The organism is Rhizobium laguerreae (assembly GCF_019778565.1).
Taxonomy (GTDB): Bacteria; Pseudomonadota; Alphaproteobacteria; order Rhizobiales; family Rhizobiaceae; genus Rhizobium; species Rhizobium laguerreae.
Genome location: NZ_JAAXQT010000014.1, coordinates 45,979 through 66,589, shown reverse-complemented (window position 1 = coordinate 66,589; position 20,611 = coordinate 45,979). Strand labels below are relative to the sequence as shown.

The 20,611-nt window shown below is 62.5% G+C and carries 19 protein-coding genes; 11 read left to right on the top strand and 8 right to left on the bottom strand.

The features are described from left to right. Positions 1-8: 8 nt before the first annotated feature. The 10 genes from HFO71_RS32280 to fhuB all read left to right on the top strand — a co-directional run bounded on the left by HFO71_RS32280 (position 9) and on the right by fhuB (position 11,616). Positions 9-1,010, top strand: coding sequence for an ABC transporter permease (locus HFO71_RS32280; protein WP_168340049.1), 1,002 nt, complete (start codon positions 9-11; stop codon positions 1,008-1,010). Then, positions 1,007-2,014 carry an ABC transporter permease gene (locus HFO71_RS32275; RefSeq protein WP_168340048.1) on the top strand — a complete coding sequence of 336 codons (1,008 nt, stop codon included), beginning with the start codon at positions 1,007-1,009 and terminating at the stop codon, positions 2,012-2,014. Before HFO71_RS32280 ends, HFO71_RS32275 begins: the two co-directional genes overlap by 4 nt. Next, entirely contained in the window at positions 2,011-2,331 is a 321-nt protein-coding gene (gene rhaM / locus HFO71_RS32270) for an L-rhamnose mutarotase (protein WP_128438651.1), read from the top strand. Before HFO71_RS32275 ends, rhaM begins: the two co-directional genes overlap by 4 nt. Continuing rightward, a complete protein-coding gene (locus HFO71_RS32265) occupies positions 2,328-3,707 on the top strand; it encodes an FGGY-family carbohydrate kinase (protein ID WP_168340047.1) in 1,380 nt (459 codons plus the stop codon). The genes rhaM and HFO71_RS32265 overlap by 4 nt, the downstream gene beginning before the upstream one ends. A gap of 79 nt (positions 3,708-3,786) precedes the next feature. Beyond that, positions 3,787-4,545 (top strand): fumarylacetoacetate hydrolase family protein, encoded by a 759-nt coding sequence (locus HFO71_RS32260; RefSeq protein ID WP_168340046.1) that lies wholly within the window; start codon positions 3,787-3,789, stop codon positions 4,543-4,545. Between the two features lie 127 nt (positions 4,546-4,672). Then, on the top strand, positions 4,673-5,557 hold the full coding sequence (locus HFO71_RS32255) for a helix-turn-helix domain-containing protein (RefSeq protein WP_168340045.1): 885 nt from the start codon (positions 4,673-4,675) through the stop codon (positions 5,555-5,557). Between the two features lie 167 nt (positions 5,558-5,724). Next, the gene (locus HFO71_RS32250; protein ID WP_221988880.1) at positions 5,725-7,884 is read left to right on the top strand and encodes a TonB-dependent siderophore receptor; all 2,160 of its coding nucleotides are present in this window, start codon (positions 5,725-5,727) and stop codon (positions 7,882-7,884) included. Positions 7,885-7,976: 92 nt separating this feature from the next. Continuing rightward, a complete protein-coding gene (locus HFO71_RS32245; RefSeq protein WP_168340043.1) occupies positions 7,977-8,756 on the top strand; it encodes an ABC transporter ATP-binding protein in 780 nt (259 codons plus the stop codon). A gap of 3 nt (positions 8,757-8,759) precedes the next feature. Further along, on the top strand, positions 8,760-9,635 hold the full coding sequence (locus HFO71_RS32240) for an ABC transporter substrate-binding protein (RefSeq protein WP_221988879.1): 876 nt from the start codon (positions 8,760-8,762) through the stop codon (positions 9,633-9,635). Beyond that, entirely contained in the window at positions 9,628-11,616 is a 1,989-nt protein-coding gene (fhuB, locus tag HFO71_RS32235; protein WP_168340079.1) for a Fe(3+)-hydroxamate ABC transporter permease FhuB, read from the top strand. The genes HFO71_RS32240 and fhuB overlap by 8 nt, the downstream gene beginning before the upstream one ends. A 279-nt stretch (positions 11,617-11,895) precedes the next feature. Here the strand turns inward: fhuB and mmsB are convergent, their stop codons facing one another. From mmsB to HFO71_RS32200, 7 genes are all read right to left on the bottom strand, one after another. Beyond that, complete coding sequence (gene mmsB, locus HFO71_RS32230) at positions 11,896-12,777, bottom strand: 3-hydroxyisobutyrate dehydrogenase (RefSeq protein WP_168340041.1); 882 nt, start codon at positions 12,775-12,777, stop codon at positions 11,896-11,898. Between the two features lie 9 nt (positions 12,778-12,786). Further along, the gene (locus tag HFO71_RS32225; RefSeq protein ID WP_168340040.1) at positions 12,787-14,382 is read right to left on the bottom strand and encodes a GMC family oxidoreductase; all 1,596 of its coding nucleotides are present in this window, start codon (positions 14,380-14,382) and stop codon (positions 12,787-12,789) included. Between the two features lie 136 nt (positions 14,383-14,518). Next, positions 14,519-15,508, bottom strand: coding sequence for a branched-chain amino acid ABC transporter permease (locus HFO71_RS32220; protein ID WP_168340039.1), 990 nt, complete (start codon positions 15,506-15,508; stop codon positions 14,519-14,521). Between the two features lies 1 nt (position 15,509). Then, positions 15,510-16,397 (bottom strand): branched-chain amino acid ABC transporter permease, encoded by an 888-nt coding sequence (locus tag HFO71_RS32215; RefSeq protein ID WP_077980142.1) that lies wholly within the window; start codon positions 16,395-16,397, stop codon positions 15,510-15,512. Positions 16,398-16,401: 4 nt separating this feature from the next. Then, positions 16,402-17,103, bottom strand: coding sequence for an ABC transporter ATP-binding protein (locus HFO71_RS32210; protein ID WP_077980143.1), 702 nt, complete (start codon positions 17,101-17,103; stop codon positions 16,402-16,404). Next, the gene (locus tag HFO71_RS32205; protein WP_027665631.1) at positions 17,103-17,885 is read right to left on the bottom strand and encodes an ABC transporter ATP-binding protein; all 783 of its coding nucleotides are present in this window, start codon (positions 17,883-17,885) and stop codon (positions 17,103-17,105) included. Before HFO71_RS32205 ends, HFO71_RS32210 begins: the two co-directional genes overlap by 1 nt. Before the next feature lie 5 nt (positions 17,886-17,890). Further along, a complete protein-coding gene (locus HFO71_RS32200) occupies positions 17,891-19,096 on the bottom strand; it encodes an ABC transporter substrate-binding protein (RefSeq protein WP_077980144.1) in 1,206 nt (401 codons plus the stop codon). Positions 19,097-19,270: 174 nt separating this feature from the next. On the opposite strand from HFO71_RS32200, the gene HFO71_RS32195 reads away from it, so the two are divergent. Further along, positions 19,271-20,224, top strand: coding sequence for a LysR family transcriptional regulator (locus HFO71_RS32195; protein WP_077980145.1), 954 nt, complete (start codon positions 19,271-19,273; stop codon positions 20,222-20,224). Here the strand turns inward: HFO71_RS32195 and HFO71_RS32190 are convergent, their stop codons facing one another. Further along, entirely contained in the window at positions 20,225-20,563 is a 339-nt protein-coding gene (locus HFO71_RS32190) for a cupin domain-containing protein (protein ID WP_011655128.1), read from the bottom strand. It lies immediately after the preceding gene. Positions 20,564-20,611: the final 48 nt, after the last annotated feature.

Sequence of the window (20,611 nt, the reverse complement as noted above, 5' to 3'; positions counted from 1 at the left end):
GTAAGAGCATGGCAAGACTGATCAGAAAACGCGAAACCCTGCTGTTCCTCATCATCGTGGTGATGATCGCGATCTTTTCGACGCGCGCTGCCGATTTCGCAACGCCGGAGAATCTCGCCGGCATTTTCAACGATACCTCCATCCTGATCATCCTGGCGCTGGCGCAGATGACGGTCATCCTGACGAAATCGATCGACCTGTCGGTCGCCGCCAACCTTGCCTTCACCGGCATGGCGATCGCGATGATGAATGCCGCCTATCCCGACCTGCCGCTCGTCGTGCTGATCCTTGCCGCGATCGTCATCGGCGCCTGCCTCGGCGCCATCAACGGCTTTCTCGTCTGGGCGCTCGAAATCCCGCCGATCGTCGTGACACTCGGCACGCTTACCATCTATCGCGGCATGGCCTTCGTGCTTTCGGGCGGGGCATGGGTGAATGCTCACCAGATGACGCCGGTCTTTCTGTCGGTGCCGCGCACGCCGATCCTCGGCCTGCCGGTTCTCGGCTGGGTGGGCATCGTCATCGTGCTTCTGATGTATGTCCTGCTCAGATACACCCAGTTCGGCCGCTCGGCCTATGCCACCGGCGGCAATCCGACCGCGGCCGTCTATGCGGGTATCGATACGGGCTGGACGAAATTTTTGGCCTTCGTTCTGTCCGGCGCACTTGCAGGGCTTGCGAGCTATCTCTGGGTATCGCGTTATGCTGTTGCCTATGTCGATATCGCCAATGGCTTCGAGCTCGACAGCGTTGCGGCCTGCGTCATCGGCGGCATTTCGATTGCCGGCGGCGTCGGCTCGGTCGCCGGCACCGTGCTCGGCGCGCTCTTCCTCGGCGTCATCAAGAATGCGCTGCCGGTGATCGGCATTTCACCCTTCACGCAAATGGCGATCTCCGGAACCGTCATCATTCTCGCCGTCGCCTTCAACGCCAGGCGTGAGCGCAACCGCGGCCGCATCATCCTGCGCGACCGCGCCGCAGCCGAGACCAGAACGGAGGCCGCAGCATGAGCACCGTGTCCACACACCAAAAGCGGGTCATCCCCGACCGCCTCGGCACACCTTTTCGCCGTGTCGTCGCGAGCTGGGAAGTGCTGCTCTTTGCCGTCGCCGTCCTGATCTTCATCTTCAATTCGCTGGCTTCGCCCTATTTCCTCGATGCCTGGAACCTCTCGGACGCCACCTTCAACTTCACCGAAAAGGCGATGATCGCCTTCGCCATGGCGCTGCTCGTCATATCGGGCGAGATCGACCTCTCGGTCGCTGCGATCATCGCGCTCGCCTCGACGGCGATGGGCGCGGCAGCGCAGGTCGGCATCGGCACTCCGGGCCTGGTGGCGATCGGCATCGGCACCGGCCTTGCCTGCGGCATCTTCAACGGCGTGCTGGTCTCGGTGCTGAAACTGCCGTCGATCGTCGTCACCATCGGCACGATGAGCCTTTTCCGCGGCATTTCCTATATCGTGCTCGGCGACCAAGCCTATGGTAAATACCCTGCCGATTTCGCCTATTTCGGCCAAGGTTATGTCGTCTGGGTGTTCTCTTTCGAATTCGTGCTCTTCATCGTGCTGGCGATCCTTTTTGCCATCCTGCTGCATGCGACGAATTTCGGCCGACAGGTCTATGCGATCGGCAACAACGACTTCGCCGCCCGCTTCTCCGGCATTCCGGTCGAACGCGTTAAATTCATCCTCTTCCTGCTGACCGGCGTCATGAGCGGCGTTGCCGCCGTCTGCCTGACCTCACGCCTCGGCTCGACCCGGCCGTCGATCGCCCAGGGCTGGGAACTCGAGGTCGTCACCATGGTCGTGCTCGGCGGCATCTCGATCCTCGGCGGTTCCGGCACGATCGTCGGCGTCGTCATCGCCGCCTTCGTCATGGGCCTCGTCACCTTCGGCCTCGGCCTGTTGAACGTGCCCGGCATCGTCATGTCGATCTTCATCGGCCTGCTTCTTATCATCACCATCGCCATCCCGATCATCGCCCGCCGCATCAAGGTCATGAGCTCCCGATGACTTTAGAAAAACACGCCTTCAAAATGCAGCTCAATCCCGGCATGGAAGCCGAATACCGCCGGCGGCATGACGAGATCTGGCCGGAATTGGTCGATCTCCTGCACAAGTCAGGCGCCAGCGACTATTCCATCCATCTCGACCGCGAGACCAACACGCTGTTCGGCGTGTTGACGCGGCCGGCCGACCACACGATGGCGAGCCTGCCGGAGCATCCGGTCGTGAAAAAGTGGTGGGCGCACATGGCCGATATCATGGCGACCAATCCCGATAATTCACCGGTCCAGAGCGACCTGGTCACCGTCTTCCATATGCCATGAACGCCACCTCCTATCGCCGCATCGCCGTCCTCGACATCGGCAAGACCAATGCCAAGGTCGTCGTGCTCGACAGCGAGACGGGCGCCGAGATCGCTATGTTGAAACGGCCGAATATCGCGATCAAAACCGGTCTCTATCCGCATTATGACGTAGAGGCTCTCTGGTCCTTTGCGCTCGATGCGTTGAAGAGCCTTGCGCGCGAGCCCGGTTTCGACGCCATCTCAATCACCACCCATGGCGCCTCCGCAGCACTCCTTGCCCGGGACGGCACGCTTGCCATGCCCGTCATCGACTATGAACACGAATATCCGCAGGACATTCGCGATGCCTATACGCGGCTGCGCCCCTCCTTCGACGAAACCTTTTCGCCGCGCCTGGCGATGGGTCTCAACGTCGGCGCGCAGCTGCACTACCAGAAGATCGCCTTTCCCGAGGAATTCGCCGAGGCGGCGACCATCCTCACCTATGCGCAATATTGGACGGCGCGGCTGACCGGTGTCGCCGCCAATGAGCTGACATCGCTCGGTTGCCATACAGACCTCTGGAACCCGAGGGCCGGCCGCTATTCCTCGCTCGTCGACAGGCTCGCCATCCGCGACCTCATGGCGCCAATCCGCTCCGCCTTCGATGCGCTCGGTCCGGTTCTTCCTGATATCGCCGCTGAGCTCGGCCTCGCCGCAGCCGTGCCGGTGTATTGCGGCATTCACGATTCCAATGCCTCGCTGCTGCCGCATCTGGTGCATCGGGAGGCACCCTTCGCCGTCGTCTCCACAGGCACATGGGTCATCAATTTCGGCGTCGGCGGCGATCTCGATCATCTCGATCCGAAACGCGATGCGCTCGCCAATGTCGATGCCTATGGCCGCGCCGTCCCCTCCTCGCGTTTCATGGGGGGACGGGAATTCGAGATCCTGTCGGCCGAGATTGGCCCTGTCGACGAAAAAGCCGCTCAGGCGGCAATCGGCCCGGTAATCGGAAAGGGCATAATGCTGCTGCCGAATATCGCCCCCGGTTCAGGACCTTTTCCGGGAAAGGCAAGTCGTTGGATCGGCGCCGAAGAGGCAAGCCGCGAGGAGCGCTCTGCCGCTGCCTGTCTCTATCTCGCCTTGATGACCGATGCCTGCCTCGGACTGATCGGCGCCAAGGGCCCCGTGATCGTCGAAGGGCCTTTTGCGCTGAATGGGACCTATCTCAAGCTGCTCGCCGCCTTGACTGGCCGCGAGGTCATGGCCCTTCCCGGCTCGACCGGCACCAGCCAGGGTGCCGCCCTTCTCACCGGCATCCGGCCGGTATCGGGTGCCGAAACGCATGTTCCGCCGACTGCCATCCCCGGACTGACCGCCTATCGCACCCGCTGGCACGCGGCGATGGAATAGGAGTCTTTCCAAAAGCGGCCTTGTTCGTCCCTGCCTTCTCGTTAGTGTGGCACCTCGAAAATCAGGTCGAGGAGATAGCATGACAGAGAGATTCGATCCGCGCACCCTTGCAGCCAGGCTTCACAGCCTGCGACAGGCCGGCCGGCAGGAGGCAACGGACACTTTCGCGCTGCCCGCCGATCTCCATCAGGCGATGGAGGCGCAGAATTTGCTCACTGCTGCAGACCATATTTCGAGCAATGCCTGGAAAGTCACGGTCTCTCCGCAGGGCCAGGCGGTCACCGCTCCGTTGTATCCCTATGCCAAAGCCGTCTCGGGCGCTGACATTCCCTGGTATCCGGGCCTGAAATTCGAAACCGAGATCGCCGTCCGTCTCGGCGGCGACCTGCCGGTCCGCGCGGGCATTCCCTACAGCCGCGCCGAGGTCGTCGAGGCGATTTCCACTGTTTATCTCGGCGCCGAGCTGCTGGTCAGCGCCGTGAAGGAAAGCGGCAGCGTTTCGTTTCTGCTGTTCGTCGCCGACCGGCTCGGCAATAGCGGCTACGTGCTCGGCCCGGAGGTCGAAAAAAGCGTCGTCGATACCGCCGCCGGCACACCGCTCAAGGTCACCCATGCCGGCCGCACGATCTATGATGGTCCGGCACAGCATCCGAAAGGCGACGTTCTCACCTGGCTCGTCGATTATGCCAATGACGGCGTGCGCCCCGAGACATCGCTAAGGGCCGGTGGGCTGATCACGACGGGTACGTTGAGCGGCGCGATCGAACTGACCGAACCCGGCGAGATCGACATCCTGCTCGGCGACATCAGGCTCAGCTTCTCGGTGTCGAAGGCTTGATTTGACCCTGGTTTTTCCCCGGATTGGCGTCGGATTTGGTAATTGCCATCCGGTTGCGCCTGCGGTAATAAACTTGAGTTTAATTTGAAGGTTTAACTCCGACGCATGGCCGGAGGCGGAAATGGAAATGACGTTTCAACCGCGGATGCAGAACAAGATCCAGGGCTTCTCCGTCATCGGCGGCGTGCATCGCCGGCTGTGGAACGGCATCGTCGCCGATGTCTGGGATGTGGAATGCGCCTCCTATGCTGGCGGCTATTATGTCTCGCGCGACCCGCGGCTGTTCATCATGCTCGACAAGCGCGGACCGGGCAATTCGCGTGTCAAGCTCTCGCCGAAGGCGCAGGGTGCCATTCAGGATACGGAAAAACGGCCGATCTCCTATGTACCGGCCGGCATGGAAGTCTGGGCCGATCTGACCGACGTGCATTCGGTGCGCCATCTCGACCTCCATTTCGATGCCGACACCATCAGCCGCAGGCTAATGGAGGATATCGATCCGCGCCGTCTCGAAAGCCCTCAGCTTCTGTTTTCCGATGAGCGGGTGCTGTCGCTGGCACAGCTGGTCGCCGCCGAATGCCTCAATCCGGAGCCGCTGCACGATCTCTATGGCGACGGCCTGGCATTGGCCTTGATCATCGACGTCCTGAAGCTTTCCAAGGCGGTCCCGCGCAAACGCAGCAAGCTGGCAGGCTGGCAGCTTCGCCGCGCCACCGAGTTCATCGAGGAAAACTGCCTGCGCAATATCCGCCTGGAGGAACTCGCCGGCCTGACCGGCCTGTCGCAATCGCATTTCAGCCATGCCTTCAAGGCCTCGACCGGCATCGCTCCGCATCAATGGCAGACCAATGCCCGGCTCGACAGGGCCAAGCGGCTGCTTGTCGAAAGCGAAAATGCGTTGACCGCAATCGCCGCCGAAACCGGCTTTGCCGATCAGGCGCATTTTACCCGCGTCTTCCGCAAGCATGTCGGCATCACCCCGGCGAGCTGGAAGAAGGCACAAGTTGCCTGATTGCAACGCTTGGCGGGCAATTGTTTGTAACGCGGAGAATTGCCCAAAAACGTTCAATTTTCCCCGATCGCGACAATCCACCCCGGTAAAACTGAGTTAATCACTCATCTTATTCAGGGCTTCGCCGCACGCTATGCATCGCGCGGCACGAGTGGGGTATAGGACATATGCGCGGGCAGACCAGGGGTCTCAATTTCAAGGTAATTCTTTTGGCAGGCGCCGCGGTCGCCGGCCTGATGGCGAACTCCGCCGCGGCACAGGAAGCGAATTCGACTGAGCTCGCGCCGATCGTCATCCAGGGCGGCGGCGACACCGTCACAAGTCCGGTCAAGGGCTATGTCGCCAAGAACTCCTCCACCGGCTCGAAGAGCGACACCCCGCTCAACGAAATTCCGCAATCCGTCTCCGTCATCGGCACGGAAGAAATGGACGATCGTGGCATCACCAACAAGATCGACGAGGTGCTGCTTTATACGCCTGGCGTCACGTCGCAGCCCTTTGGCGGCGACGGCGATACGGATTGGTTCTACATTCGCGGCTTCGATGCCGGCCAGACCGGCGTCTTCTTCGACAATCTAACGCTTTTCAGCTATGGCTTCGGCGGCTTCCAGCTCGATCCCTTCATGCTGGAGCGCGTCGAGGTGCTGAAGGGCCCGGCCTCCGTGCTTTACGGCGGAGCAAACCCCGGCGGCATCGTCAATCTCGTCCGCAAGCGCCCGCTCGACGAACCGCTCTTCTATACCGAGATCGGCATCAACAGCAACGGCAACGCCTTCACCGGCTTCGATGTCTCCGACAAGGTCGGCTCCAGTGGAACGATGAGCTATCGCATCACCGGCAAGGTTGCCGGCGGCGACAATTATTCGGATTTTTCCGAGGATCTGCGCGGCTTCATCATGCCGCAGCTCACCATTTCGCCGGATGACAGCACGAGCCTCACGGTCTGGGGTTACCTCGCCGGGCTCGACCAGGTGCATACCGGCAACGGCTTTTTCCCCTATGTCGGCACCGTCGAGGATGCGCCTTTCGGCAAGATCGACCGCGACGCCTTCTATGGCGAGCCCGACATCGACAATGGCAGCTATGTGCAGAAGATGATCGGTTACGAATTCGAGCATGAATTCGACAATGGCATCAGGTTCTCACAGAATGCGCGCTACGGCCATCTCGATAAGCATGAGATCGGCCCCTACCTGAACGGCTGGGTCGGCGGCGTGCCGACGGGTCCGGACTACCAGCTGGCGCGCATCGGCTTCGAAGGCCGCTCGGGGGTCGATAGCTTCTCGATCGACAACCGGCTCGAAGGCGAGACCGAAATCGGCGGCGCCACGCATAATCTTCTCGTCGGGCTCGACTATACCTATTACCGCCTGGAAAATTGGCAGGCCTGCTGCGGCTCCAATTCGATCAGCGCGACTGATCCCATCTATGGCACGACACAGGGCGCCAATTTCGTCTATGCGGACGGCGTGGTGACTAAGAACCAGATCGGTGTCTACGCCCAGGATCGGATCCATTTCGGCGATGGCTGGCTGCTGACGCTCAACGGCCGCTACGACTATGTCGATATCAACCAGGACGCCGTAATCGGCACGACCTACAGCACCAACGACAGCGCGCTCAGCGGCCGTATCGGCCTTGCCTACGAATTCGACAACGGCCTGACGCCCTATGTCAGCGCCGCGACTTTCTTCAACCCGCTCGTCGGCACCGGTGTTTCCGGCGCGTTGAAGCCGGAAGAGGGCGAGCAGTTCGAAGGCGGCCTCAAGTATGAGCCGGCCTTCATCGACGGCTCGCTGACCGCTTCGGTCTTCCACATCACCAAGCGCAACAACACGGTGACCAATCCGCTGACCTTCGCCCAGAGCCAGCTCGGCGAGGTGGTTTCGCGCGGCGCCGAACTCGAGGGCAAGGTCAATATCAACGAGAACTGGAAGGTTCTCGCATCGCTCGCCTATACCGACATGGAGGTGATGGAGAACGACGCCAATCCGACGCTGGTCGGCAATTCACCTTATATCGTGCCAAAGGTGACCGCCTCTCTCTGGGTCGACTATACGCTGACGACAGGGGCTTTCGAGGGCATGAGCCTTGGCGCCGGCGTCCGCCATCAGGGCTGGTCCTGGGCTGATGAGGCCAATACCGAGAAGGTGCCGGCCGCAACCATCTTCGACGCTGCGATCCGCTACGAGAAGGAAAATTGGGGGGCCTCGCTCAATGTCGCGAACCTCTTCGACAAGGAATATGTCAAGGGTTGCGGCGGGCTGACCGTCTGCGGTTACGGCGATGCCCGCACCGTCACCTTCAAGCTCAGCAGAAAGTGGTAAGTTGACAATCTGAGTTTAGTTTTGCAGGAACCTGTGGGGAAATGGAGGGCCTGCCCTCCCGAACCCGTTGCGGCGCCGAACTGGAGCAGACTATGCCTTCGCCTTTCCTTGCCCTGTCGGCGATAGATTATGCCATCGGGCCGAAATCCATCCTGTCCGACATCGACCTGACGCTTGAGCGCGGCCGCATTTACGGACTGGTGGGGCCGAACGGGTCCGGCAAGAGCACTCTTTTGAAGATCATCGCCCGCCAGGTCGGGCCGAAATCCGGCGCCATCTCCTTCGACGGCAGGCCGGCGGGTGACTGGGGCAGCCGGGCCTTTGCCCGGCACGTCGCCTACATGCCGCAATTCACGCCGGCGACCGACGGGATGACCGTGCGGGAACTTGTGGCGCTCGGCCGTTTTCCCTGGCACGGCACGCTTGGCCGCTTCACCGCGACGGATCGCAACATGGTCGAGGAGGCGATCGTCCGCACCGAGCTCAAGGATTTTGCCGATCGTCTCGTCGCCAGCATGTCCGGCGGCGAACGCCAGCGCGCCTGGATCGCCATGATGCTCGCCCAGGACGCCCGCTGCCTGCTGCTCGACGAGCCGACGTCGGCGCTCGACCTCGCCCATCAGGCCAGCGTTCTCTCGCTGGTCAAGGAACTCAGCCATGAACGCGGGCTGACCGTCATCATCGTGCTGCACGACATCAACCTCGCCGCGCGCTATTGCGACGCGATCATCGCGCTCAACCGCGGCCGGATCACTGCCGAGGGCACGCCCTCCGAGATCATGCAGGCCGACACGCTGCAGTCGATCTTCGGCGTCGGCATGGGCGTCTTCCCGCATCCGGTTCGAAACGAGCCGGTCAGCTATCTGTTGTAGGCAATGGCGTATTTCTCCCGCAGACAGTTTCTGGCCGGTGCGGCGGCCTCGCTCTCCGTCCCCGCGTATTCGCGGGCGGCGGAGAGCGTGCGCGTCGCAACGCTCGACTGGGCGCTGCTCGAAACCCTGCTGGCGATCGGGGCGAATGTCGTTGCGGCAACGGAACTGCGCCAATTCCGCGAGGTGGCGATCACGCCTGACGTGCCGGCCACGACCGCCGATCTCGGTCTGCGCGGCACGCCGAATTTCGAGGTGCTGCGGTTTGCACGGCCGGACCTGATCTTCAACTCGAACTTTTATGCCTGGGCAGACGAACGTATGCACGGGGTCGCGCCTGTGGAAAGCCATGCGATCTACAAACCCGGCGAAAGCCCCTTCGCGCTCGCCGAACAGGCCACACTTGCAATCGGCGAGCGCCTGCAGCTTGCCGCAGCCAGACAGTTGACCGAAGAGCTTGCAGCCAGGCTCGACCGCTACCGGGCTCTCCTTGCCGCCGGCGACGGGCGCTCGGTGATCCCGATCAATCTTGGCGATGCCAGGCATTTTCGCGTCTTCGGCTCCGACAGCATGTTCGGCGAGGTGCTGAAACGCGTCGGCCTCACCAATGTCTGGCAGGCTCAGACCAGCTACTCGGCCGCCGCTCCCGTCGGCATCGAGATATTGGCATCGATGCCTGACGCATGGATCGTGATGATCCCGCCACACCCGGCCGATGCGCTCGCCACGCTCGCGACCAGCAGCTTCTGGAACGCGTTGCCGGCCGTGCGCGAAAAACGCGTGCTGATGCTCGGCTCGATCAATCCCTATGGCGCACTGCCGGCGGCCGGCCGCTTTGCCGATCTTCTGGCGGAGGGGCTTCAACATGCATGGAATGGTTAGCCGCGCCAAGCCCGTAGGAAGCGCGGGCACGCCCGTCTTCGCGATATTACTGCCCCTACTCTGCATCACGGCCTTCGCAGTCCTCATCGTAACGCGTCCCGAGATTCCGCAGGGCGATGCCGACGCAGCCATGCTGAACGGGGTGCTGCTCTGGAACAGCATCATGCCCCGCGCCATGCTGGCACTGATCGCCGGCGCGGCACTCGGCCTTTCCGGTACATTGCTGCAGCGCGTCCTGCGCAATCCGATCGCCGATGCTTCCACGCTCGGCATTGCCTCCGGGGCCGAACTGGCAATGACGGCGGCCATGGGCTTCTCGCCGTTGCTCATCGGATTTTCGCGCGAGATGGCCGCCTTCGGCGGCGGGCTCGCGGCTGTCGCCATCGTGCTGGCTTTGAGCTGGCGGCGCGGGCTCGATCCGCTGACCGTCGCGCTCTCCGGCCTGATCGTCAGCCTGATCGCCTCGGCCCTCAGCGTCACGCTGATCCTTTCGCGCGGCGAATATGCCATGTCGATCTATATCTGGGGCGCCGGTTCGCTCAGTCAGCAGGATTGGAACGGCGTGCTCTCGCTCGCCCCCCGGCTTATCCTCGGTTTTGCCGCCGCTCTACTCCTGGTGCGGCCGCTCCGCATCCTTGCGCTCGACGACAGCGGCGCCAGGAGCCTCGGCCTTGCCCTGCATTCGACCCGCCTGGCGATCGTTGCGCTCGCCGTCTGGCTTGCCGCCTCGGTGACGGCAGAGGTCGGGGTGATCGGCTTCGTCGGGCTAGCAGCCCCCGCGATCGCAAGATTTGCCGGCGCGCGCAGCACAGGCAAACTGATGCTGACAGCGCCGCTGACCGGGGCCGGCCTGCTCTTCCTAACCGATTGCCTCACCCAGATCCTCGGCCCCGGCTTTACCGATCTTGCCCCGACGGGAGCCGCGACCGCCCTGCTCGGCGGTCCCTTATTGCTCTGCCTGCTGCCCAGCGTGCACTCCGTTTCCGCCGTTGCCGCCCAGTCGACCGCAGCGCTGAACAGGCTCGATAAGCCGCTTCTGGCCCTTGGCGCGCTCTTTACTGCCCTTTCCCTGATCTTTGCCATCGTTCTCACCCTCGGCCCTGCCGAGGACGGCTGGCATATCGCGACCGGCTCGCTCTTCAGCGATCTCCTGCCCTTCCGACTGCCGCGAACGATTGTGGCAGCCGGGGCCGGCGCCATGCTGGCGGCAGCCGGTTTCATCATGCAGCGCGTCACCGGCAATCCGATCGCCAGCCCCGAAGTGCTGGGCGTCAGCAGCGGTGCCGGTGCGGGTCTGACCGTGGCGCTCTTCCTCTTCGGCTTCCCCTCGCCCATCATCATGCTGCTTGCCATGGCGCTCGGCGCGCTGACCGCCTTCCTTGCGATGATCGCCATATCAGTCCGCGCCCAATTCTCGCCGGAACGCATGCTGCTAGCCGGCGTCGGCATCGGCGCCTTCGCCATGGCGATTGTGACGATGGTGCTCGCCCAGGGCGATATGCGCGGCTATATGCTGCTGACATGGCTTTCCGGCTCGACCAACCGCGCCGGCGCCTTCGAAGCCTGGACGGCCATCGTCTCGCTCGTCGTGCTGACAGCACCCTTGCCCTTCCTCAGTCGCTGGCTGACGATCCTGCCGCTTGGCGCCGGGCCCAGCCGTGCCATCGGCCTTCATGTCGGGGCAAGCCGACTGGCGCTTGCCGTCCTCGCCGCGCTAATGACGGCGATCGCCTCCTTCCTTGTCGGACCGCTCAGCCTCACCGGTCTCATTGCGCCGCATCTTGCCCGCCTTGCCGGCTTTCGCGCCCCGGGCCACCAGCTGGCGGCGAGCCTTCTCTTCGGCGCCGGCGTGCTGATGGCGGCGGACTGGCTGTCGCGCGTCGTCATCTACCCCTACCAGGTGCCGGTCGGCCTCTTCGCGGCGCTGATCGGCGGCCCCTATCTCATCTGGCTGCTTTCGCGAAAGGAGGTTAAGCAATGATGGCTAAGCGGTTGACAGCCCACAGCGAGAAGGCGTGCGAGGATGCTTTCTGTGATCGACTGAGATCGCAGCTTGCTCCCGCTTCTCCCCAGCTAAGGTGGCCCGCTCCGTGCATTCGCGGCTTTGCCGCTCACCCCCTCAACCGCCTGCCGGCACCTTCTCCCCGCTGGGGAGAAGAGATTCGCGGCAGCGTCTCGGTCCCCCTTTATCCCGGGCAGCGTAGGAAATATTGGACGAACAGCGCTGGTTGGGCTGGCGAATATCGTCGAGCTATCAGACTCACTTGCTTTCGCGGAACATCTCAATGATGGCGGAAAAGTCCCTTCCGCCATGTCCTAGTTTGTCGAAGAGCGCATAAAGCTGCGCTGCTTCCGCGCCGAGTGGCGTGGAGGCGCCGCTCGCTAGCGCCGCTTCCTGTGAAAGCCTCAAATCCTTCAGCATCAGCACTGCGGCAAAGCCTGGCTTGTAGTCATTGTTCGCCGGCGAGGTCGGCACCGGCCCGGGCACCGGGCAGTAGGTATTGATAGACCAGCACTGGCCGGACGAGGTCGAGGCGACGTCGAACAGCGCCTGATGCGAGAGGCCGAGCTTTTCTGCAAGCACGAAGGCTTCACAGACGCCGACCATCGAGATGCCTAAGATCATGTTGTTGCAGATCTTCGCTGCCTGGCCGGCGCCGGCCTCGCCGCAATGGACGATCTTCTTTCCCATCGCCTCGAGGATTGGTTTTGCCTCGGCGAAGGCGTCTTCCGAGCCGCCGGCCATGAAGGTCAGCGTGCCCGCGGTCGCCCCGCTCGTGCCGCCGGAGACCGGGGCGTCGAGCGACAGGCAGCTTGCGGCCTTGGCCATCTCATGCGCCTTGCGGCTGCTTTCGACATCGATGGTCGAACAATCGATGACCAGCGTGCCTTGCGCGGCGGACTGCAGGATATCGGTCCAGGCCGTCAGCACGTGTCTGCCCTGCGGCAGCATGGTGATGATGATCTCCGCATCCTTGACCGCCTGGCTGGCATGGCTTGCCGGCTTGACGCCGCTCTCCTCGGCGGCCTTCAGTACCGAAGCCGCCAGATCGAAGCCGAGGACCTCGTGACCTGATTTGACCAGATTGGCCGCCATCGGCCCACCCATGTTGCCGAGGCCGATGAATGCGATCCTTGCCATGGTCTTCTCCTATCGATTGTCTTCGAGGATCATCGCTGCCGCCTTTTCGGCGATCATGATGGTCGGCGAATTGGTGTTGCCCGAGGTGATCGACGGCATCACCGAGGCGTCGGCGATCCTCAGCTTGCCGAGCGCCCGAAGCCTCAGCCTGTGATCGACGACGCTGTCCCTGTCGGCGCCCATGCGGCAGGTGCCGACGGGATGGAAGATCGTCGTGCCGATCTCGCCCGCCGCCCGCTCCAGATCGGCCTCCGTCTGATAGGCAGGCCCCGGCTTGAATTCCTCCGGCCTGTAACGGGCAAACGAAGGCTGCGCGACGATCCTGCGCGTCAACCGTATTGAACGAACAGCTATGTCACGATCGCGCTGCGTCGAGAGGTATTTCGGGCTGATCGTCGGCTGGGCGGCAAAATCCGGGCTGGACAGGTGGACCGAACCGCGGCTTTCCGGCCTCAGATTGCAGACGCTCGCGGTGATTGCCGGAAAAGGATGGACGGGATCGCCGAACTTCTCCAGCGAGACCGGCTGCACATGATATTGCAGGTCGGGCGTTTCCCGGTCCGGACCCGATCGGGTGAAGATGCCGAGCTGGCTCGGCGCCATCGCCATCGGTCCGGAGCGGCGGACGAGATATTCGAGCCCGATCGCCGCCTTGCCGATCAGCTTCGTCGCCTTCTCGTTCAACGTCGGAACCCCCGTCACCTTATAGGCCAGACGCAGTTGCAGATGGTCTTGCAGGTTCTCCCCGACACCCTTGACCTCGGTGACGACCTCGACGCCCGCCGGTCTGAGAACCTCCCCCTTGCCGATCCCCGACAGTTCGAGGATATGCGGCGAGCCGATAGAACCGGCTGAAAGGATGGTTTCTTTGGCGGCATAGGCGCGTTTTGCCACGCCACGATGCTGGAACTCGACGCCGGCAACGGCGCCTTCCTCCACCAGCAGCCGCCGGACCTGCGCCTTGGTGAGCACGGTCAGATTGGAGCGCCTCATCGCCGGGCGCAGAAAGGCTTTCGAGGTGTTCCAGCGAATGCCGGAACGCTGGTTAACGTCGAAATAGCCGGAGCCCTCGTTGCTGCCGCGGTTGAAATCCGCGGTTTCCGGAATGCCGGCTTCCCTGGCCGCCTGCTGGAAGGCATCGAGCACCGCCCAGCGAACGCGCGCCTTCTCGATGCGCCATTCGCCGCCGGCACCATGCATCTCGTCTTCGCCGCGATAAAAGTCTTCGGACTTGCGGAAGAAGGGCAGAACATCGTCCCAGCCCCAGCCAGTGCAGCCCATCTGCCGCCAGAGATCGTAATCGCGCGCCTGGCCGCGCATGTAGATCATGCCGTTGATCGACGAACAGCCGCCGAGAACCTTGCCGCGCGGATAACTCAGCGCCCGGCCGTTCAACCCAGCTTCCGGCGCCGTGGTGAAGCACCAGTCGGTACGCGGATTGTTGATGCAATAGAGATAACCGACCGGAATATGGATCCAATGGTAGTTGTCGCTGCCGCCAGCTTCGAGCAGCAGCACCCGGCTCCGGCCATCGGCAGACAGCCGGTTGGCGAGCACGCAGCCGGCGCTGCCTGCCCCGATGATGATGTAGTCGTAACGATCCATGCCCCGCACGAGACTCCAGATGCTTGCCGCTTTCCTCTCCCCGCAGCACGGGGAGAGGAAGAGTCGCAGCGCCGCCGCCCGTCTCTTTTCCCGGAAAAGAGGGCTTCTTTCCGGGGAGAGAGAGAGGTCCGCCCGTTCAGCGGCGATAGACGAAGCCCAGTTTCCGCCCTATCCGCGAGGCGTAGAATTCGCCGATGATGCCGCGGCGGAAGACCAGCACGCAGACCATGAAGACGATGCCGGTGATGATCGTCACCGGGAATTCCGAGGTTGCGAGGTAATTTTCCAGCACCACCACCAGCCCGGCGCCGAAGAGCGGGCCGATCAGCGTGCCGATGCCGCCGAGCAGCGTCATCAGGATCACCTCGCCCGACATCTGCCAGGCAACGTCGGTCAGTGTCGCGAACTGGAAAACGATCGATTTCACCGCGCCCGCGAGCCCTGCAAGTGCCGCCGACATGACGAAGGCGCCGAGCTTGTAGCGCGCTACGGAATAACCGAGCGAGATCGCCCGTTGTTCGTTCTCGCGGATCGATTTCAGGATCATGCCGAAGGGCGAATTGATAAAGCGCCAGATGATCAGGATGCCGACGAGAAAGACGGCCAGCACGAAATAATACATGTTGGTCGAGCTGTTCAGATCGATGAAGCCGAAGAGGTGGCCGCGCGGCACCGACTGAATGCCGTCCTCGCCTTCGGTGAATTCCGCCTGCAGGCAGAAGAAGAAGAACATCTGCGACAGCGCCAGAGTGATCATCGCGAAATAGATGCCCTGGCGGCGGATGGCGAAGAAGCCCATGACGAGCCCGAGAAACGCCGCACCCGCCACGCCGATCAGGATGCCGAGTTCCGGCGGCAGGCCCCATTCCTTCACCGTATAGGCGGTGAAATAGGCAGCACCGCCGAAGAAAGTGGCGTGGCCGAAGGACAGCAGGCCGGTATAGCCGAGCAGCAGGTTGAAGGCACAGGCAAAGAGCGCGAAGCAGAGCAGCTTCATCAGGAAGATCGGATAGAAAAAGAACGGCGCCAGCAGCAGGAGCAGCAGTCCCGCAAGCAGGAAACCCGCCTGCACCGAAAGGGCGGTTCGGCTTTTTTCCGTTCGGATGGTTTCGGTGATGTCAGTCATGTCAAGCATCCCGTCCGAAGAGGCCCGCGGGCCTGATGAGAAGCACGATCGCCATGATGACGAAGATCACGATATTGGACGCCTCGGGATAAAAGACCTTGGTCAAGCCCTCGGCAATGCCGAGCACATAACCGGTGATGATCGCGCCCATGATCGATCCCATGCCACCGACGACGACGACGGCGAAGACGACGATGATCATGTTCGAGCCCATCAGCGGTGAGACCTGGTAGATCGGCGCCGCCAGCACGCCGGCAAAGGCGGCAAGGCCGGCGCCGAGCGCGTAAGTGAGCGTCAAGAGCACCGGCACGTTGACGCCGAAGACTTGCACCAGCACGGCGTTTTCAGTGGCGGCGCGGAGATAAGCGCCGAGCTTGGTCTTCTCGATCAGCAACCAGGTGCCGAGGCAGACGACGAGCGAGACGACCACCACCCAGCCGCGATAGATTGGCAGGAACATGAAGCCGAGATTGGCCCCGCCGGCAAGGGCCGCCGGCGTGGCATAGGGCTGGCCGGAAGAGCCGTAGAGATAGCGGAAGGTGCCCTCGACTGCCAAAGCGAGGCCGAAGGTGAAGAGCAGGCCGTAGAGCGGATCGAGATCGTAGAGCCGGCGCAGGAACAGCCGCTCGATGACAGCGCCGGCAAGGCCGACAATGACAGGCGCCAGGATCAACGACGGCCAGTATCCGATGCCTGCATAGGTGAGCAGCAGGTAGGCGACGAAGGCGCCGAGCATGTACTGCGCGCCATGGGCGAAGTTGATCACCCTGAGCAGGCCGAAGATGATGGCGAGGCCAAGGCTGAGCAGCGCGTAGAACGAGCCGTTGATCAGGCCGATCAGCAGCTGGCCGAAAAGCGCCTGCAGGGGAATGCCGAAGATCATCGTCATCTGGTCACACTCCCAGGACCTTGTGCAGCGTATCCATGCGCTGCGGCAGTTCACCGACCGGGAATTCCGACACCATCTGCCCATGATCCATCAGATAGAAGCGATCGGCAATACGGCTGGCGAAACGGAAATTCTGCTCGACGAGCAGGATCGTCATGCCGCGCTCCTTCAACGTCTTCAGCACCTCGCCGATACGCTGGATGATAACGGGGGCAAGCCCTTCCGTCGGTTCGTCGAGAATGAGCAGCCTGACGCCGGTGCGCAGGATTCGGGCGATCGCCAACATCTGCTGCTCGCCGCCTGATAGTTTGGTGCCCGGGCTGCCGCGGCGCTCGTAGAGATTGGGGAAAAGTTCGTAGATTTCATCGAGCGTCATGCCGCCCTGCGCCACGACGGGCGGCAGCACCAGGTTTTCCGAAACGGTGAGCGTCGAGAAGATACCGCGTTCCTCCGGCACGAAACCGATGCCCCGATGCGCCGTCTTGTGCAGCGGCACTTGCATCATATCGCTGCCGGCAAAGCTGATCTTGCCCTTGCGGGCCCGCACGATGCCGGTGATGGTGCGCAGCGTAGTCGTCTTGCCGACGCCGTTGCGGCCGAGAATGGTGATCGTCTCGCCTTCGGCCACGCGCATGTCGACGCCGTGCAGGACGTGGCTTTCGCCGTACCAGGCATTGAGCCCCTGGACTTCGAGGAGAGTGGGCATCAATGCTCCTCCGTGCCCATATAGGCCACACGCACACGCTCGTCCTGGCTGACGGTCGCATAGTCGCCCTCGGCGAGGATCTCGCCGCGCTGCAGCACGGTGACATGCTGGCAGATATTGGCGACGACGGAGAGATTGTGCTCGACCATCAATACAGCGCGGTCGCGGGCGACCTCGCGGATGATCGAGGAGACGACGCCGACATCCTCCTGCCCCATGCCGGCCATCGGCTCGTCGAGCAGCAGCACTTTCGGATCCAATGCCAGCGTGGTGGCGATCTCCAGCACGCGCTTGCGGCCATAGGAAAGATCGGCGGCGATGTGATCGCGCTCCTTGGAAAGCCCGACGCTGGCGAGCAGTTGCTCGGCGCGCTCGTTCAGCCGATCGAGTGCCGAGAGAGGCCGCCAGAACTGTGTGGAAAGATTGTTCGGCCGCTGCAGCGCCACACGCACATTGTCGAGAACGGTCAGATGCGGGAAGACCGCCGAGATCTGGAAGGAGCGGACCAGCCCCATGCGCGCCACCTTGTCGGGCGGCGTTTTCGTGATGTCTACGCCCATCAGGGTGATCGTGCCTGAGGTCGGCTGCAGGAATTTGGTCAGCAGGTTGAAGACCGTGGTCTTGCCGGCGCCGTTCGGGCCGATCAGTGCATGCACGCTTGCGTCATGCACATCCAGATCGACGTTCTTGACGGCCGTGAAGCCGCCGAAATCGCGGCGCAGGCCGCGGGCGGATAGCACCACCCGCGGCTTTTCCTGAGTTTCAATTGCGGAAACCGCCATCGTGCTTACTTCACCAGATTGCAGCCGCTCTTGGCGGGATCGATATAGGCTTCCTTGCCGGGAATGGTGGCGAGCACGTTGAAGTAATCCCACGGCTCCTTGCTCTCGGAAGGCTTCTTGACCTGCAGCAGATACATGTCGTGGATCATGCGGCCATTGGCGCCAACCGTGCCGCCGCGGCCGAAGACGTCATCGACAGGCATTTCATGCAGCTGCTTGGCGACGGCTTCCGTTTCGTCGGTGCCGGCCTTCTGCACCGCTTTCAGATATTGCGTCACCGCCGAATAGGTGCCGGTATGGACCATGTTCGGCATCTTGCCGGTACGGGTGAAGAACTTCTTGGCGAAGGCGCGGCTCTCGTCGTCGCGGTTCCAGTAATAGCCTTCCGTCAGCGTCAGCCCCTGCGCCGCCTCGAGGCCGAGACCATGCACTTCGGCGAGCGTGAAGAGCAGCGCCGCCAGATGCTGGCCGCCCTGGGTGATGCCGAATTCGGCCGCCTGCTTGATGGCATTCGAGGTGTCGAGGCCGGCATTGGCAAGACCGATCACCTTGGCGCCTGATGATTGCGCCTGCAGCAGGAAGGACGAGAAGTCCTGGCTCGACAGCGGATGGCGGACGGCGCCGACGACCGTACCGCCACTCGACTTGACGTAATCGCTGGTCTGCTGCTCCAGCGAGTAGCCGAAGGCATAGTCGGCGGTCAGGAAGAACCAGCTGTCGCCGCCCTGCTTGACGAGCGCGCCGCCGGTGCCGACGGCCAGTGCATGCGTATCGTAGGCCCAATGGAAGCCATAAGGCGAGCAGGCCTTGCCGGTGAGATCCGTCGTCGCCGCGCCGGTGACAATGTCGATCTTCTTCTTCTCCTTGCCGATCGCCTGCACGGCGAGCGCCACCGACGAGGTCGTCAACTCCATGATCGCATCCACCTGCTCGGTATCGTACCACTGGCGGGCGATGTTGGAGGCGATATCCGCCTTGTTCTGATGGTCGGCATTGACGATCTCGACCGGCACATCAAGCACCTTGCCGCCGAAATCCTCAACCGCCATCTGGGCGGCTTCGACGGAGGACTTGCCGCCGAAATCGGCATAGACGCCCGACTGATCGTTCAGGATACCGATCTTGACCTTGCCGTCGGTCGCGCTCTGCGCGAGCACCGCAGTGCTGCTCGCAAGCAGAAATGCAACTGATGCAATGAGATTCTTACGCATATTCTCTCCTCCCAGAGATTGGTCAGATTGCGGATCTGTTCAAATTTGGCCAGTCGTCCTCCTCAGAACGACGGACCCTCACCTTACGATCACGGAAATTCCGCCCTGAGGCAACGGGTGATTTACAACTAATTCCAAACAGTATCTGTTCGTTTTTGAACAGAGAGGATCGTGATGAACAATCCACCGCAGTTCACTTGGGACGATCTGCAGTTTTTTCTAGCCGTCGCCCGCACTGGACAGCTGTCGACGGCCGCCCGCCAGCTGCGCTCCAGCCATGCCACCGTCTCGCGCCGCATCGATCGGCTGGAGTTCACCCTCAAGGTCAAGCTGTTCGAGCGCAATCCGCGCGGCTATGTGCTGACCGCCATGGGCACGCGCTTTGTCGAAACGGCGGAGAGGATGGAGCAGGAAACCGAGCGGCTGCGCGCCGATCTTGCCGCCGGCTCGATGGCGCAGCGCGGCCTCGTGCGCCTCAGCGCGCCGGAAGGGTTTGCCAATTTCTTTTTCGCGACCGTGCTGCCGCAATTTGCCGCCCAGCATCCGCATCTGGCCCTCGAGCTGGTGACGATCCAGCAGATCATGTCGCTGTCGCGCAAGGAAGCCGATCTTTCCGTCGTGCTCGACGAGCCGAAAGGCGGGGCCTATTTTGCCGAAAAGCTGACCGACTACCACCTGCAGGTCTACGGCTCGCGCGACTATCTCGCGAAGGCCGCGCCGATCACCTGCCGGGAAGACCTGCTTGAGCATCCCTTCGTCAGCTATATCGAGGAGATGATTTTCGCGCCGGGCCTGGACTATCTCGGCGACGTGCATCCACGCATCAAGCCGCAGTTCCAGAGCTCCAGCATTTTCGCGCAGCTGACCGCCACCCGAAACGGTCTCGGCCTTTGCATCCTGCCCTATTTCTTCGCTAGCCGTTATCCCGAACTCGTGCGCGTGCTGCCAGACGAGATCGACCTCAAGCGCCACTACTGGATCACCTGCCACCGCGACCTGAAACAGGCGCCGCGCGTGCGCGCCGTCATCGATTTTCTGCGCGAGGCGGTTCGCGGCGAGGATGCCCGCTTCGTGCCACCCTACGTCACCGCCGCCGGCCCGACGCGCCGGGCAAAGGTGGAAACCTGACTACTTCAGGAATTCGGCCCGGTGCGGAGTGAAAGCATCGATCAGCCGGCCCTTTTCCAGCGCCTTGACGCCGTGGACTAGATTGGGGGGCACGATGAAGCTGCCGCCCTGTTTCAGCACCTCGGTCCGGCCATCGATCGTCACTTCGAAACTGCCTTCGGCGACGTAACTGGCCTGGATGTGCGGATGCGAATGAGCCGCACCCACCGCGCCGCTTTCGAAGGCCACTTCCACCATCATCATCTCGGGCAGATAGGTCATGATGCGCCTGACGACGCCGGGCTCGGGATTGACCCATTCGGCGCCTTCGGCCGATACGAACAGATCGCTTGACGACATTTCCGCCTCCTCGTTCCAGAATCGATCGCTGGCAAAGTGGATCATGCC

Bases quoted from the DNA above. Each gene is read 5' to 3' on its own strand.
- HFO71_RS32275 (WP_168340048.1), top strand. From the start codon at position 1,007: ATGAGCACCGTGTCCACACACCAAAAGCGGGTCATCCCCGACCGCCTC.
- HFO71_RS32210 (WP_077980143.1), bottom strand. From the start codon at position 17,103: ATGCCCACTCTCCTCGAAGTCCAGGGGCTCAATGCCTGGTACGGCGAA.
- HFO71_RS32205 (WP_027665631.1), bottom strand. From the start codon at position 17,885: ATGGCGGTTTCCGCAATTGAAACTCAGGAAAAGCCGCGGGTGGTGCTA.
- HFO71_RS32250 (WP_221988880.1), top strand. From the start codon at position 5,725: ATGCGCGGGCAGACCAGGGGTCTCAATTTCAAGGTAATTCTTTTGGCA.
- HFO71_RS32215 (WP_077980142.1), bottom strand. From the start codon at position 16,397: ATGACGATGATCTTCGGCATTCCCCTGCAGGCGCTTTTCGGCCAGCTG.
- rhaM (WP_128438651.1), top strand. From the start codon at position 2,011: ATGACTTTAGAAAAACACGCCTTCAAAATGCAGCTCAATCCCGGCATG.
- HFO71_RS32220 (WP_168340039.1), bottom strand. From the start codon at position 15,508: ATGACTGACATCACCGAAACCATCCGAACGGAAAAAAGCCGAACCGCC.
- mmsB (WP_168340041.1), bottom strand. From the start codon at position 12,777: ATGGCAAGGATCGCATTCATCGGCCTCGGCAACATGGGTGGGCCGATG.
- fhuB (WP_168340079.1), top strand. From the start codon at position 9,628: ATGGTTAGCCGCGCCAAGCCCGTAGGAAGCGCGGGCACGCCCGTCTTC.
- HFO71_RS32260 (WP_168340046.1), top strand. From the start codon at position 3,787: ATGACAGAGAGATTCGATCCGCGCACCCTTGCAGCCAGGCTTCACAGC.
- HFO71_RS32265 (WP_168340047.1), top strand. From the start codon at position 2,328: ATGAACGCCACCTCCTATCGCCGCATCGCCGTCCTCGACATCGGCAAG.
- HFO71_RS32245 (WP_168340043.1), top strand. From the start codon at position 7,977: ATGCCTTCGCCTTTCCTTGCCCTGTCGGCGATAGATTATGCCATCGGG.
- HFO71_RS32255 (WP_168340045.1), top strand. From the start codon at position 4,673: ATGACGTTTCAACCGCGGATGCAGAACAAGATCCAGGGCTTCTCCGTC.
- HFO71_RS32240 (WP_221988879.1), top strand. From the start codon at position 8,760: ATGGCGTATTTCTCCCGCAGACAGTTTCTGGCCGGTGCGGCGGCCTCG.
- HFO71_RS32195 (WP_077980145.1), top strand. From the start codon at position 19,271: ATGAACAATCCACCGCAGTTCACTTGGGACGATCTGCAGTTTTTTCTA.
- HFO71_RS32225 (WP_168340040.1), bottom strand. From the start codon at position 14,382: ATGGATCGTTACGACTACATCATCATCGGGGCAGGCAGCGCCGGCTGC.
- HFO71_RS32190 (WP_011655128.1), bottom strand. From the start codon at position 20,563: ATGTCGTCAAGCGATCTGTTCGTATCGGCCGAAGGCGCCGAATGGGTC.
- HFO71_RS32280 (WP_168340049.1), top strand. From the start codon at position 9: ATGGCAAGACTGATCAGAAAACGCGAAACCCTGCTGTTCCTCATCATC.
- HFO71_RS32200 (WP_077980144.1), bottom strand. From the start codon at position 19,096: ATGCGTAAGAATCTCATTGCATCAGTTGCATTTCTGCTTGCGAGCAGC.